Genomic DNA, 14317 nt, shown 5'->3' on the forward strand with positions numbered 1-14317 from the left:
TGCCTCATAGTTTATGACTAATGACTCATGACTACACTACTTCTTTAAGATTAAATGCAGCTTCTGTGAGTTGTTGAGTACCGATTTTTACTTGAGTAATGCCGCTGACTGTTTGAGACGCTGATTCCTTCATAGAAATCATCGCATCACCTACTTGCTGAATCGCGATCGCCTGCTGTTTAACATTAAATGAAATTTGCTGGTTGCTAGCAAACACCAGATTGCAAGCTTCCCTCACACCCGTAAAAGCTTCTGCCGTATCTTGTGCTGTTTTTACCCCTTCTGCAACCGTTTTGCGACTATCTTCAGTTGCTTTCACCGTTGAGTCGATCGCGCCCTTAATTTCTGGAATAATACCATTAATCTTTTGTGCTGCTTGTTGGCTTTCATCTGCTAACTTACGAATTTCGCTTGCTACCACCGCAAAACCTTTACCGTACTCGCCGGCTCTGACTGCTTCGACAGCGGCGTTGAGAGCCAGCATATTAGTTTGACTGGCTAAATCGCTAACCAAACTTGCGAGAGTCGATATATTGCCAATCTGACTCGTGCTGTCGTCGAGTCGATGATTTTGCTGAGAAATTGCCACCACAGCTTCTCTAAGATTCAGCATTTGATTGAGAGTTAGATCTACCTTTTTAGTACCTTCTTCGGCTAGATTTAAAGCTTGGCGAGCGGCAATGGCAACAGACTCAGCTTGCTCGGCTGTTTGCTGAGAAGATCTGCCCAAATTTTCTAGAGTTATAGTTGTTTGATTAACCGAAACAAATTGCCTATCTGCTATTTGCTCTTGCCGACTCATATTAGATTCTATTTCCAGGGAAAATGACGAGATTTGGTAAATCAGCCCCCGAATGAGAGCAACAATCTTTTGCAGAAAAAACCATCCAAATCCCAGCACCACAGCCAGAGAAACCATAGCAATAATCGCTGCTATCTTTTGAAGATCATCAATAGAATTGAATAGCAATTTCTTGGGTGAAGTATCCACAACTACTAAAAATTTCTTGGTATTTTGTTTGCTGGGAAAAACTGTATTATAGCTAATTACTAGATCCCTATTCTCAATATTTCCCTCGCCACCTGAGATTATTTTAGCAACAATGTCTGCTGAATAATCATTTGTGACATTTTCCTTGGTTTTTAGTTCTAATCCCCATGCTTTTTTCGGATTGGGATGAGCCAGATAATACCCATCTTGATTTAAGATAAAAGATTGATCTGATAATTCATGATTAAAATTTTTAACCCTATCGATCAGAGTGCTACCCAGAGCATTGCTAATCAAAATACCTTGTCTTTCTCCTTTGGAATTAAAAATTGGAGTTGCGTAGCGAATGGTTGGCTTGTAAGGAATTTCTATTTTCCCCCTTTCCTGATTTAGCTCTAAAGAAGACACATAGACTTCTCCTGATTTTAGCTTCTTAGTTGCCATAAAGTAATCTCTGTCTGCTTTATTTTGTAGTTGAGAATCTGGAATAACTTTAATATTTGTGCCGTCAGAATCTACGCGCACGATCTCCTTACCGCTGTTATCTATGTAACGCAATTGCATATAATATGACTTGGCTTCCATCAGGGATAAAAATGTGAGTTGCATTCGATAAACCCAATCTTTATAAGTTGAATTAGTTTGTTTATCTACTCCATTTCCTTCTCTAGCTCTAATCATTCCCTGGACTGGGGGAGTTTTACGAAGAAACAAAATATCAGCTCTCAGATTTTCAAATTTGTTAATCATTTGATTTGCGGTGGAATCAACACTGTCACTAAGGGTTATTAATGCTAAGTTTTGTAATGCTTCTGTTGAAGAAGAAATTCCATACCAACCAACAATAGATACTGGAATCAATGTACTTAAAATTAGGAGGAGGAGCAGTCGGTGTTGCATTTTTTGGAAAAATTTGTTCATCATTGGTTACGGGGAATTGGTTACTGGTAACTTGTACGTTCGCATAGTCTAAGTATTGGGAATTGAGAAATTGTACGCTCGCTTAGCCCAAGTATTGGGAATTGGAAAATTGTACGCTCGCTTAGCCCAAGTATTGGGAATTGGAAAATTGTACGCTCGCTTAGCCCAAGTATGGGTAATTGGGAATTGGTAGTAAAGTAAAAATAACAACTCCCAAATAATAACTTACAACTAACTACACTGCTGATTTGAGAGTAGGTTCGGATTGGCTAAGAAACAAGTTATTACTCCCGTTAATATCGCTGGAATTGTAGCGAGGCCGATCGCCAAAGCAATTGATTTAATTTTTAAGGATATATTTCGCATTTTTTGGGAACTATTTATAATTCATCGATCTCCTACAAAACTGCTTTCAAATCTAAGGCTGCTTCATTCAATTTTTGAGTACCGACTTTAGTTTGACTGATACCGCAAGCGGTTTGGGCTGCGGCTTGATTGAGAGAGTTCATAGCTTGCACTACCTGTTCGATCGCGATCGATTGCTGTTTGGCATTCAGCGAAATTTGCTGAGAGCTCAAAACCACATTGTTAATGGCATTGGCAACTCCTGCAAATGCCGCTGCGGTTTCTGAGGCAATATTCACGCCAGACTCCACTGTTTTAGTTCCTTCATCTGTTACCATTACTGTTGAGTTAATCGCCTTTTGAATATCAGCAACTAATAAATTAATTTGGGCTCCTGATTTTTTACTGCGATCAGCAAGTTTGCGAATTTCTGACGCCACCACGCCAAACCCCTTACCGTGTTCTCCCGCCCGCACTGCTTCAACAGCAGCATTGAGTGCTAACATATTAGTTTGATTTGCCAAATCGCTAACTACAGTTGAGATATTACCAATGTGATCTGTTTGTTCGCTCAACTCTATAATTTGTCCTTGGATATCCTGAACTTTAGTTTTCAGAGTTGCCATTGCTTCTAAAGTTTGTTCTACAGCTTTTGTGCCACCTCCAGCTAAATTCAAAGCTTGCATTGCTTGAACCACGGCGGTTTCTATTTGCTGTGATGTCGCCCTAGAAGATGCTCCCAATTCGTCCATTGTAGTAGTAGTTTGATTTACTGAAGCTGCTTGCTGACTTGCCATCCGTTCCTGTTCTTCCACGGTGGCTGCAATCTCAGTGGAAGAAGTGGCGATCGAGCTAATTGCCCGATCGATAGTTTGGGCAATTCCTGACGAAATCACCCAAGCTATAACCGCACCTAACACCAATAAAAACACGGAACCAAATACCAATGCCGAGATCAAAAAAACTAAAGATTGCTTCGTTTTTTCTGTAGCTTGCTTAATCGCTTTTACTTCTAGTGCGCGAAATTGCTTATTCACTTCCACAAATTCATCCACAAATCGTGTCTGTTTTCCGGTGTTAAAGAGAGCCAATGCTGCGGTTCTATTATTTTTTTGTAATAAAGCAACTATTTCGGTAGAACCGTCATAATATTCGTTGCATAGCTCTAGCATCTTCTCTAAACGCATTCTCTGTTCAGGATTTTCCATTTTCAACTCCGCACTATTCCCCGACTCCCGAGCTAATTCTCCCCCTGTTTGAAAATCATTTAAAAACTGGGGATTTTTATTAATTAAATACCCGCGCATTCCGCGTACCATTTGTTCAGCACCTGCGGACATATCACTTGTGTGTCTGATTACATTTTCAATCCTTTCTACTTCGGCAAAATTATTCAAAACCTGATTAGTAGTTGTATAAACTAGGACGGGAAAACCCAAGTATATAGTTGCAGGTGCTACATAAGCCAGCAGCATTCTATTTCTAATATTTAATTTTATTAACTTAGAAAACATATTTTTCTCCTTAATTTAAGCACGTGCATACACGAATTAGATTGCTTAGTCAAATCTCACTTGAAAAGCGGATTTGGTATAACTCAATACGCTTGGGTTAAAACTATTTATTCCTCAGATATCCCCGTCGCATCCCCCGCATCGTTGCGAGGACTTTGAGTAAGTTGTTGTCCCCGCCTTGAGAAGGGGGGCTAGGGGATCGAGCTTAACTCAACCGTATTGTGGCATAACTAACTTCTTTAGTCCTGGACGCATTTCAAGATAATTCTCTCATGCTAAGTCCCGCTCGTTACCCGTTCTGATCTCTGCGTTGGATCGGGATTGCGAACGAAATGAAGCATCAAGCGAGATGCTTCACTGGACTCATGACAGATATGCTTTGCGTAAGTCCTGTTCTGGATTCAAACCTCTTCATCAACAACTACTCCTCCTTTTGTCAGCAGTTTTTGCAAGTTCAGAATAGCCATCATTTTTTCCCCGTAAATAGCTGTCCCCCGTAGATATTCGCGGTTGGCAGAATGCAGTGCTGCCGGAACAGCCGCAATTTCCGACACATTTAAGTATATAATATCTAAGATTTCGTCAACAACTATACCCGCGACCAAATCGACCACTTCAACAACGATCGCCTTAGAGAGATAATTTGCAGTCTCTAACATATTTAAAGACATATTTAAAACACTGCGAATATCAATTAGCGTCACAATTTCTCCCCGTAAATTTATATTTCCCACTATGCGATCGGGAGTGCAAGGAACCGGAGTTACTTGGTTGATATCAGTAAATTCGCGGACTAGATCTAAATGAATACCAAAGTATTCGCCATTCAAAACAAACACCGCCAAGGACATATTAATTGCAGCATCATTTTCCCCCTCGCCTCGCCGCCTCAAATGATTAGCGCGCGATTGAAAAATTGCTTTTTCTTCCGGGGTAGCCTGCGGGCAAAAAACGTGACGCTTGCTCAAAATTTTAGGAGTTTTACCTAACAATTTTGCACTTATTTGCCCGTGTAAATTTTCCGTCTCTGCCTCACCTGCTGCTGCTTCACTACCTGCATTGCTTGGAGAAACAAACCAGCTTTCCTGTGACTTTTCGGGAGAATATCGAATTAAGTGATCGAGATTCAGCAGCATGATAATATCGGCTTCGCTGCGGGCAAGTCCAGCTACAAAATAATGAGAGGCTTCTGAATTCTCTCGCCCGTAAGATAGCTGCGGAGTGATGGCCTCTTCTGAGAGTTCCTTAACTTCGCGAACTTGATTGACAATTATACCGACTTTCGATTCTTGCCACTCTATGACGATCGTACTATCTGTCACAGAATACTCTTGCCAAACGTATCCAAAACGAAGATTTAGATCCATCACGGGCAGAATTTCGCCGCGAAGGTCGATCGCCCCAACAATATCTTGAGGTGCTTCTGCAATTGCTGTCAACTCCGGCAAAAAGAAAATTTCCCGAACGTAGCAGGCTTCTATACCGCAGAGAAAACCGTTCTGTTCAAAGATAAGATACGGTTTAGTTTCCATATTTTAGTGTACAGTTTCTTTACTGTATAATTTTAACAATTTTTTTTTAACATTCATCAGCACTTGACTAGCTGTCATTTTCCCCTGGGAATCTATGGGAGTGTGGGGCGGTAGTGCTTTCAGGATTTCACAAGATGAATTGTACATTTTAAGAGCTCTTTTTACTTGACCTTCTTTATTGTATATATTCCCTAGTTCTATATAAGCTGAAACAAAAGAGGGACACATATAAATAGTCCTCTTTAATAATTTTTTTGCTATTTCCAATTGTCCCTGTTCTTCAGCAATTTGAGCTTGTAAATAATCCGTATATACTGATCCAGGCTCTACTTTTCTAGCTCGATTACAGTATTCTATTGCCTGAGAATAATTACCGGCATTTGCCTGAACTTGAGCGATTAAAAAATAAGCATCAAAATTAGGCCCCTGCAACTCTATTGCCTGTTGTGCCTTGTTGATTGCTTCAGCATAATCTTGATTTTTAAATAATTTTTTAGCCTCTAAAATTAGCATTTGAGGCGTTTGATTTTGAGTATTTTCTGCTAGTATTTTTTCTGTAACTGACACGGCATTGTTCGGCAAGCCGTCCTCCAGATAGCGAGAGGGCAGCATATTCCCCAGCGGATTACTTATTTTTAATACGGGCGGCATCTCTATCTCTGGAAAATTGCTGTTAGTAGTAAAACGAGGTGGCATAGTTTCCCCTGTTAGCAACTCACCACTATCATCGCCCATAGTATCTGCTTTCGGGAATTCCCGAAATGCCGAGTTGGCTTCCCCTAGCGTCGCAACCCTAGACTCTATTTGACAGCCTTCCTCCGGTACTGCATCCCGACGCTGATACACCACGGACTCCGGGAAAATCTTGGGTTCAAACTCGTTCATAATTTGACCATAAACTTCAGCGTGACCGGTCATTAAATACCCTCCAGGTCTCAGGGTGTTGGAAAATTTTTTCAGTACCAGTGAAATATACTTATGTTCAAAATACACAAAAACGTTTCTACATAAAATTAAGTCTATGTTATAAAGATTTTGGTAAATATTAGGAAAGTCATCTGTGATTAAATTTACACAACTAAAATTGACACTTTCGCGCAATTCTAGATTAATTTCCCAATCATTTTGCCTCTGATGAAAATACTGCATTTGTATCTGCGGTTCAACCAAGCGAAACGACCAATGACTGTAAACTCCTCTGGGCGCTTTTTTGATGACTTTTTCATTGATATCTGTACCTAAAATTAATATTTTCCATTGCTCCCAATCAGTAATCAATTGTTTTAAAACAATAGCTAAAGAATAAGGTTCTTCACCGGTGGAGCAGCCCGCACTCCAGATTCGCAGTGTCGGCTGCATTCCCAAGGTTTTGTGCAAGTTTCTTTTCTGCTCTATCAATTCAGGAAAAATTACTCTGTTTAACAGAGCAAACTGTCCTTTATCTCGCATAAAATAACTTTCAGTTGTTGTTAATAGCAATACTAATTTTGCCCATTCATTTTTACTTTCAAAAGTTTTGGCGGTTAAAAGTTTATAATATTTTTCTGGTTCTGCAATTTTTTGTTCTCTCATCCGAGTCATGATTTTATGAGACAAACCCGCTCGATCTTGAGACCTGATTCGCACACCCATCTCAGTAGTAATTAAGTTGATAAATAGCTGAATTATGGAATCATTCATGTCAACTGAGGTAGATTCATTTAATAATTTGGGAAGTGGCAACTTTTACTGATCTGGTGCTGAGTTTGGGCTGAGCATAGCTGCTAGCCTGCGGCTCGTCGGTTCGCAAAGCTGCAGGGAGCAGAAGGGAAGTGCGTAGCTGAACTATTGGAAATTGGAGAACTTGTAAGCTCGTGTAGTAGAAGTATTGGGAATTGGGAATTGGGGAATTTGGAATTAGAAATCGGGCATTTAGCCGATCGCCTTAACAAGAACAGTGTTACACCACATCATATCAGAAACTTGCCAGCTACTTAAAGGAAAAAGGCAAAAGGTAAAAGACAGAAGCCAGGAAAAAATTATCCCTTCTGCCTTCCACCTTCTGCCTTCAAAGGCACTAATCTCCCACTTTAAGCTGGATATATCCGCAGGCGGCGATTAGGTTCTTCCCCAAAACTGTGGGATTTCAGGTGATAGTGTTCCACAAGTTCGTGCTGCATTTTGCGGACATTCGGAGAACGGGGCAGGAGTTCCACCGGCTGTCCCTTGGGAATGACAATTTGCTCGACTGCTAAGCGCGTTTCTTCCAGAGCTTCGAGCTCGTCAGAAGAACCGCTGCGGGCGAATAAGGCGAGGTCTGCCACTTCCGGGGTGCCGGGGTCATCCATGTCCAACAGACGCCGCAAAGCTCTGGCTACGTGGGGAATAGTGGCGGCCTTAATTGTGTGCACGGGAACTTGGCGAGTTTTGGCCAAGTGCCTCAATTTCGACTGGTTCCGAACGTTCGATCGTAAAGCCACAACCACGTCAGCGCTCTCAATATCCTTCGTCAGCAGTACCGGCAGGTTCAGCGTCGAAATCACCTGTTCGAGCTGGTGGCGAGGTATGCCGTAAGGATAAACGTGGAGGGGCAAATCTTCGCCGTTAGGGCCGACATTATGGGAATAGCGTCCGGCCGCCTTGGGTACCGGTTCGACGGACAGGGATTCTTCGAGCAGTTGCTCGAAATACCGAGTCTCAGAAACCGGCGCGCTTTTAGCAGCAAAGTTCTCGCTGGGAGCGGGCATCGGCACCATTTTGCCAGCACTCCGCCACCCAGAGATCGGTGTGACGGGCCGGATTGCCGATACCGCAGCCGGGCCGCTGGAAGCTGCCATCCCCGGAAACCGGGCGGGGGGAGTTGCCGACTCCTGCTCGATAATTACTTCTCCAGTCTCGCTGACGCTTCTGATTTGCTGGCTCGGTTCGCGTCCCCGCAGCAGAGTGTCGATCGAATCTGCAACTCGCTCGTGTATTACCCAGCGCTGGCGTTCCAGCATTTCGATGGCAATTTCAAAAGTTGGCGGTGCTTTGCGCTCCAAAACCGTTTTTTGAGAACCGCGCCGTCTTGCTTCGTCATCTCCCAGCGTCACCGCTTGGATGCCCCCAATTAAATCTGCCAGAGTTGGATTTTTCATCAAGTTTTCGATCCGGTTCCCGTGGGCGGTACCGACCAACTGCACGCCCCTTTCGGCGATCGTCCGAGCCGCCAAAGCTTCGAGTTCCGTGCCAATTTCGTCAATCACGATCACTTGCGGCATATGGTTTTCCACTGCTTCGATCATGACTTGGTGCTGGAGTTCGGGACGGGAAACTTGCATTCTGCGAGCTCTGCCGATCGCTGGGTGGGGAATATCTCCATCTCCGGCAATTTCGTTGGAGGTGTCGATGATTACCACCCGTTTTTCCAAGTCATCGGCGAGCACGCGGGCAATTTCCCGCAGGGCCGTGGTTTTGCCAACCCCAGGGCGGCCGAGCATCAAAATTGACTGACCGGTTTCCACTAAATCGCGGATAATGCCGATCGTCCCGAACACAGCGCGGCCCACCCTCAAAGTCAAGCCGATAATCTCGCCGCTGCGGTTGCGAAGGGCGCTAATTCGGTGCAGGGTTTGCTCGATACCGGCTCGGTTGTCGCCGCCGAAGTGGCCGACTCGCTCGATGCAATAGTTGAGGTGTGCCTTGGAAACTGGCGTTTGGGAAAGAGGTTCGGCCAAGGATGGAAAACGAGCTTCAGGTTGGCGGCCCAAATCCATGACAATCTCAATGAGATTGTTGCGCTGCGGGTGCTGCTCTAAGGGCTGCCGGATCTCATCTGGCACGATGTCTAATAATCTGTTGAGGTCGTCTGTAATCTGCATTCGCCTCGATGTGTTCGGTGACGTTTTCAACTTTTTAGTCAGTTGTCAGTTAACAGTTGTCAGTTGCCAGTTGTTTTTTACTTGTAACTAATGACTAATGACTACTGACTACTGACTACTGACTAAAATTCTTTGAGCGGGGAAACTAGAGAACGAGCTAAACTCACGGCCTGTGAGAGAAGTTCTGGGACGGCTTCGAGCTGAGGTAGCCGAGATGTTTGAACTCTGGCTCCTGGCCGCGCGACTGCCACCGGAACGGCATAGGCTCGATCGCTCTGCATTGTTTCTAACTGTTCTAAAATTGGCGATAGCAAAACCCTGGCATAGCTGCCGTAAGCTACACCTGCAATGTATGGGACAGGGGGAACTGACAAATTTTTCCCGGCATCCTTCATCAGTCCCTCGGCTCTCAGCTTGCTGACAGTGTGAGCATTAGTGCCGCCTGCAAGTTGCACGTATCCCGGCAACTGGGCAGCCAAAACTTTTTGACCGAGTTTGACCGCGGCTCTAGTAGTTCCTGTTCCGATATCTCCGCTCATTGGCCTACCGTCCGTTTGCCAAATTAGGGGACAAGGAAGGGGGGAAATTATTTGATACAGTGTCCGCAAATAATCAATCAAACCGTCTCCATCCGGGCAACTAATTGCTATTACCTTGAGTTGAGCGACCCAGGGAGCTATACTCGACCAAAGTCGCGCAAAATCTGCCTCTCTGCCTACTTGCGTGTGAATTTCTAGGGCGTCCGCACCGGATTGCAAGATTAAAGGTGCGATCGCGGCGGGAGCAGACACGTAAGAACGAGTATAAATTAGTTGGCTCGGACAAATCGGCAGACAGCGACCGCAGCCATAGCATTGCTGGTCTATCACCCCGGAAAAACCACTGCCAGCACTCTGAAAAACTATTGCTTCGGCTGGACATATTTTTTCGCACGGCCGCCAGCAGTCCGCCGGACAATCGGCTGGGTTGAATTCGGCTTTGCGAAAATGCGGGTCTTCCCCATCGTTTAAACTCACCATCAGCAACGGCAACCCTTTGCCGCCAAACCTGCGGTTTTGAGTTCTTGCCTGTAAGTCGCTGGCCACTTGTAGGGCTTCTTTCGCTGCGGCGACGGCGGCGGGATCGGCCGCGACATCGATACAGTCAGCGCCTGCTAAGGTGTAAGCCAAGGTGAGATTCCGTACAGCAGGCAGGTGTTGAAAGCTCGCCCCACAGATCAGCTTGAACCAATGGCCATCTTTTAATGAGTTTAGGGGATGATAATGTTCTGTCACCCTTATATGCTAATCCTTTGAGCTAAAAATTACTATGTGGAAATTTCTACTTAATTTTAAAATTTAGGCTGGTACAAGCTGGAAACGCTACTGATAGCAGTAGCTCTGGTGCTGTTGGCCCTATATGTAGAGTTCGGAGGTAACTATTTTTGAGAAATCTAATTTTTTTGAGAGTGCCTAACGGTGACGCGATTTTTAAGTTTGGCGATCGGCTTTACTTACAGACAGACTCTCTATCATATCATAGTTGGGTGGATTGGGCAAGGAAAAAGTAGGCGAGAGATTTTTTTTGAAGTGGTGGTGCAGTGGCAGTTGCCATCAAGTTCGATCGAGCATTGAAACCCATAGACCAACCGCAGATGAAAATTATCCTCCCTAACTTGAAGCTAAATTCATCTGGGTTAATCTGCGATTGGTCGAGCTATACTACTTGCTCAGCCGCTTGTAAACCGTAGCCAAAGCATGGCTATCCCCCACATTTCCCGGAAACAAAACCACTGGTAAATTGGGAAACAGAGGATGATCTGCATCGGTTTTCACCACCGAACAACCTGCGATAATTTGACCGATTTGCCTGACACTTTTGAGCGACAAACCGGTACTCAAAACATCATTAGAAGTAATGCCGCCCTTGCTAATTAAAAACCCGATATCTGCAGGCAGTCCCCGCACGATATCCATCAACAAAGCAGAAACCGCTTCTCCAAATTTTAACCGAACTTCGGTATTGTCAAATTGTAGTTCCTGGCGGCTGGTATAAATTACAGGCGTTTTGCCATCGGCATGAGAATTGCGGACTTTTTCAAGAATTTCATCGAGCATTTGGGTGCGATACTCTGGTGAATCTTCTAACAAGTGAGATACATCTATTTCAAGGCTAACTATATTGGGTTCTTTTAACAAGCGTTCCAATTGTTCAGTAGTTTTTTTAACGTGGGAACCAACTATTACTGCACCCGGTTTGCCGTCTCTCACGTATTTTGCCATTTCGTCGGCTGCTACTGGCTGGTGGCCGAGGTCCGCTAAGGATGTTAAAATACTCGCCCCGCTGCGGAATAAAAACTTTTTGCCTTGACTAGCTGCCGCGAGAACGTGTTTGGCAAATGTGTCTAAATCGCCTTGGCTTTCGCCGTCAACAACTGCACATTGGTTGTCTGTCATCTCCATCAGTCGATCTAAACTTCCGTAGCGAATGTCTGCGAGTAAAATGCGATCGACTGCATCAGCGGGGATGCGACCTTTAGTTTTTTCTTCTACGTAGTCTGGTAAATAACTGTGACTGTAGCCGAAGACTGAATCTTTGGCAAATTCGGTTTGGTGAACAGGCGTTGCGACGCTGTTAACCATTAGGTAATGCACGCTGTGGCGGGTAATTCTCCCTCCTTCAAAAAAGGCGGGAATTAGAAAATGGGCGTCGAAGGGGCCAAGTTCTTCGGCGATCGCGTCGGTTTCGATGGGATAGTGGCCGCGCAGGGTAGAATCGGAACGGCTAACTATTAGGAAGTCTTCGATTTTTTCGCTGGCGATCGCCCTTTTTAGATTTTGGCACACTTCGCGGGTGACGGAGGCTGCTTTTTCGGGAGTTAGCGATCGAGTATTTGTCAGTATGAAGAAAATCGGGCACTTGTCCCGCAGCCCCAAACGCAGGGTGTCTTCGTCCCAACGTGTCAGCAGCAAGCAACTGTGCACGGTTTGAGAACCAGTCGGATCGTCGTCGAGAACTATAATTTTGGGTTTAACAGAAGACATATTGACCTGGTTGTTAACGTCACCTTTCCAAGATATCGTTACCTGTTACGTAACAGGAAAAAATTTACAATAGTTATGATATTTTTTTCACAATTCTCATAACTTATAATTTGGAGAATGTGTTTTAGTTGTATCGGTTCAATAAGCTGCCTATTGCTAGTGGGTAAGAGGCGCACGCAGCCGTGCACGCTACTAAGTTTTGCCATTTTTAAAATTAGCAGCGTTTCGATCTTGCAACTTTTTCATTTCTGTTTGAACTCCGACAGCTACCTGCAAAGCTTCGTTGAGCAATCGCCCTTGTTCGCTGGCTCGATCGCTAATTTGTAGGGCATTCAAATTTCTTAAGTTATTGGCAAACAAGTCGGAGTTAGTAGCGACAAATTTTTTGTTTTCCCTAAGAATTCTTTCTGTTTTCAAAGCTCGAACTAAATCGTCTCTGATTAGTTGCAAAGCTTGAATTACTTTTGCGCGATCGCCGATTTTGACTTCCGCATTGCCAGCATCTTCTATCTGATCATTAATAGCGATCGCTTCAATTATACCATTATAGCGATCCACATCATCAAAAAGATTGATTAAATGTTGGTTTTGCCGACTGCACCGAATTTTCCACGCATCCTCAAAGATTAAACCAACTATCGCGGCGAAGTGACAGGCGAACCACAACAAATAAGCTCTAGGAAATATCGCAACCAGCAGCCAACAACTGATTAGAACCAAAAAAATTAAACCGACTGTTTTCAAAGCTTCGCGGGCAAACTTAGTCGCTGTCGGCGGCCGGTATACGCGATCGGGCCCGGCGCCGGTGAGGTGCTTGAGCTCACCGAGAGTAATTTCTAATCCCTGAATGTCAGCTCGCATAAATCTTTACAAATATATGTTAATTATAAAGTTTTGTTGTAGAACAAAGGGCTCGTCTACAATAAACCTAACACTTTTTTCACCCAAAACAGCACTATGTCCGCACGTCCTATATACCTCGACAATCACGCCACAACCCCCGTAGATCCACGGGTACTTGATGCGATGCTGCCGTATTTCACCGAACAATTCGGCAACGCAGCCAGTATCAACCACGTCTACGGCTGGGAAGCAGAAGCAGCGGTAAAACAGTCACGACAAATCATAGCAGAAGCGATCAATGCTTCTCCTGAAGAAATTGTTTTTACCAGCGGCGCCAGCGAAGCAAATAACTTAGCGATTAAAGGCATCGCTGAAGCTTATTTCAGTAAAGGAAAGCACATTATTACAGTAAAAACCGAACACAATGCAATTCTTGACCCCTGTACCTATTTGCAAAAATTGGGGTTTGACATTACTGTTTTACCGGTGAAAAGCGACGGGCTGATTGATATAGGCGATTTGATCAAAGCGATTCGGGCTGAGACAATTTTAGTTTCAGTGATGACGGCTAACAACGAAATAGGAGTCATTCAGCCGATCGCAGAAATTGCTGCAATTTGTCGCGGAAATGACATTCTTTTTCACACAGATGCGGCACAGGCGATCGGCAAAATTCCCCTCGACGTAGAGGAGATGAATATCGATCTAATGTCCTTGACAGCCCACAAAATCTACGGGCCAAAAGGGATCGGTGCTCTCTACGTGCGCCGCAACAAACCGAGAGTGCAGCTAGCGCCGCAAATGCACGGAGGAGGACACGAACGGGGAATGCGATCTGGAACTCTCTACCCACCGCAAATAGTTGGGTTTGCCAAAGCAGTAGAATTGGCAATTGCAGAAATGCCGTCGGAAACAGAACGAGTGGTTAATTTGCGCCAGCGTTTGTGGGAAAAATTGAGTGAATTGGGCGATGTTTTTCTCAACGGTCACGCTACGAAGAGATTGCCGGGGAATCTCAATATTAGTGTAGCCGGGGTTGACGGTCAAGCGTTGATGTTGGGTTTGCAACCGGCGGCGGCAGTTTCTTCGGGATCTGCTTGCACTTCGGCGAAAATATCGCCATCTCATGTTTTAGCAGCGATCGGGCGATCGGACAAATTAGCTTATGCTTCAATTCGGTTTGGTATTGGCCGGTTCAATACCGAAGCCGAAATAGATGCAGTCGCCGAACACGCGATCGCAACTATTACATCTCTCCGACAAGCTCAAAAAGTCAATCAATTTTAGATTTGAAATTTGAGATTTTAGA

11 protein-coding genes are annotated in these 14317 nt (G+C 44.5%); 3 read left to right on the plus strand and 8 right to left on the minus strand.

Features of this window, described 5'->3' with window-relative positions; genetic code table 11:
* Positions 1-31 precede the first annotated feature (31 nt).
* The gene (locus QUA77_RS16730) at positions 32-1741 is read right to left on the minus strand and encodes a methyl-accepting chemotaxis protein (RefSeq protein WP_333037296.1); all 1710 of its coding nucleotides are present in this window, start codon (positions 1739-1741) and stop codon (positions 32-34) included.
* Between the two features lie 241 nt (positions 1742-1982).
* Between QUA77_RS16730 and QUA77_RS16735 the strand changes: the two genes are divergently transcribed.
* Complete coding sequence (locus tag QUA77_RS16735) at positions 1983-2105, plus strand: hypothetical protein (RefSeq protein ID WP_333037297.1); 123 nt, start codon at positions 1983-1985, stop codon at positions 2103-2105.
* Positions 2106-2310: 205 nt separating this feature from the next.
* Here the strand turns inward: QUA77_RS16735 and QUA77_RS16740 are convergent, their stop codons facing one another.
* The 5 genes from QUA77_RS16740 to ldpA form a co-directional block, all read right to left on the minus strand.
* A complete protein-coding gene (locus QUA77_RS16740; protein ID WP_333451295.1) occupies positions 2311-3771 on the minus strand; it encodes a methyl-accepting chemotaxis protein in 1461 nt (486 codons plus the stop codon).
* A 401-nt stretch (positions 3772-4172) separates the two neighbouring features.
* Complete coding sequence (locus QUA77_RS16745; protein WP_333037299.1) at positions 4173-5303, minus strand: chemotaxis protein CheW; 1131 nt, start codon at positions 5301-5303, stop codon at positions 4173-4175.
* A gap of 3 nt (positions 5304-5306) precedes the next feature.
* Positions 5307-6875 (minus strand): CheR family methyltransferase, encoded by a 1569-nt coding sequence (locus QUA77_RS16750; RefSeq protein ID WP_333037300.1) that lies wholly within the window; start codon positions 6873-6875, stop codon positions 5307-5309.
* 497 nt (positions 6876-7372) lie between these two features.
* Positions 7373-9142: a R3H domain-containing nucleic acid-binding protein gene (locus QUA77_RS16755; RefSeq protein ID WP_333451298.1), complete on the minus strand. Its 1770-nt coding sequence runs from the start codon at positions 9140-9142 to the stop codon at positions 7373-7375.
* 122 nt (positions 9143-9264) lie between these two features.
* A complete protein-coding gene (ldpA, locus tag QUA77_RS16760; protein ID WP_333451300.1) occupies positions 9265-10416 on the minus strand; it encodes a circadian clock protein LdpA in 1152 nt (383 codons plus the stop codon).
* 183 nt (positions 10417-10599) lie between these two features.
* Here ldpA and QUA77_RS16765 point away from each other — a divergent pair, with 183 nt between their 5' ends.
* Positions 10600-10755, plus strand: a complete 156-nt coding sequence (locus tag QUA77_RS16765) for a hypothetical protein (RefSeq protein ID WP_333037303.1) — start codon at positions 10600-10602, stop codon at positions 10753-10755.
* Between the two features lie 87 nt (positions 10756-10842).
* On the opposite strand, the gene QUA77_RS16770 is transcribed toward QUA77_RS16765, so the two are convergent.
* Positions 10843-12165, minus strand: a complete 1323-nt coding sequence (locus QUA77_RS16770; protein ID WP_333451302.1) for a four-carbon acid sugar kinase family protein — start codon at positions 12163-12165, stop codon at positions 10843-10845.
* A gap of 192 nt (positions 12166-12357) precedes the next feature.
* Positions 12358-13026, minus strand: a complete 669-nt coding sequence (locus QUA77_RS16775; RefSeq protein ID WP_333451304.1) for a hypothetical protein — start codon at positions 13024-13026, stop codon at positions 12358-12360.
* A 96-nt stretch (positions 13027-13122) separates the two neighbouring features.
* Here QUA77_RS16775 and QUA77_RS16780 point away from each other — a divergent pair, with 96 nt between their 5' ends.
* Complete coding sequence (locus QUA77_RS16780; protein ID WP_333451306.1) at positions 13123-14295, plus strand: IscS subfamily cysteine desulfurase; 1173 nt, start codon at positions 13123-13125, stop codon at positions 14293-14295.
* Positions 14296-14317 lie beyond the last annotated feature (22 nt).

The sequence above is a fragment of the Microcoleus sp. K5-D4 genome (assembly GCF_036704575.1).
In the GTDB taxonomy this organism is placed as follows: Bacteria; Cyanobacteriota; Cyanobacteriia; order Cyanobacteriales; family Microcoleaceae; genus Microcoleus.

Excerpts from the sequence above, each read along its gene's own strand:
- QUA77_RS16745 (WP_333037299.1), bottom strand. The coding sequence starts at position 5,303 with ATGGAAACTAAACCGTATCTTATCTTTGAACAGAACGGTTTTCTCTGC.
- QUA77_RS16770 (WP_333451302.1), bottom strand. The coding sequence starts at position 12,165 with ATGTCTTCTGTTAAACCCAAAATTATAGTTCTCGACGACGATCCGACT.
- QUA77_RS16740 (WP_333451295.1), bottom strand. The coding sequence starts at position 3,771 with ATGTTTTCTAAGTTAATAAAATTAAATATTAGAAATAGAATGCTGCTG.
- QUA77_RS16780 (WP_333451306.1), top strand. The coding sequence starts at position 13,123 with ATGTCCGCACGTCCTATATACCTCGACAATCACGCCACAACCCCCGTA.
- QUA77_RS16750 (WP_333037300.1), bottom strand. The coding sequence starts at position 6,875 with ATGAGAGAACAAAAAATTGCAGAACCAGAAAAATATTATAAACTTTTA.
- QUA77_RS16730 (WP_333037296.1), bottom strand. The coding sequence starts at position 1,741 with ATGATTAACAAATTTGAAAATCTGAGAGCTGATATTTTGTTTCTTCGT.
- QUA77_RS16755 (WP_333451298.1), bottom strand. The coding sequence starts at position 9,142 with ATGCAGATTACAGACGACCTCAACAGATTATTAGACATCGTGCCAGAT.
- QUA77_RS16775 (WP_333451304.1), bottom strand. The coding sequence starts at position 13,026 with ATGCGAGCTGACATTCAGGGATTAGAAATTACTCTCGGTGAGCTCAAG.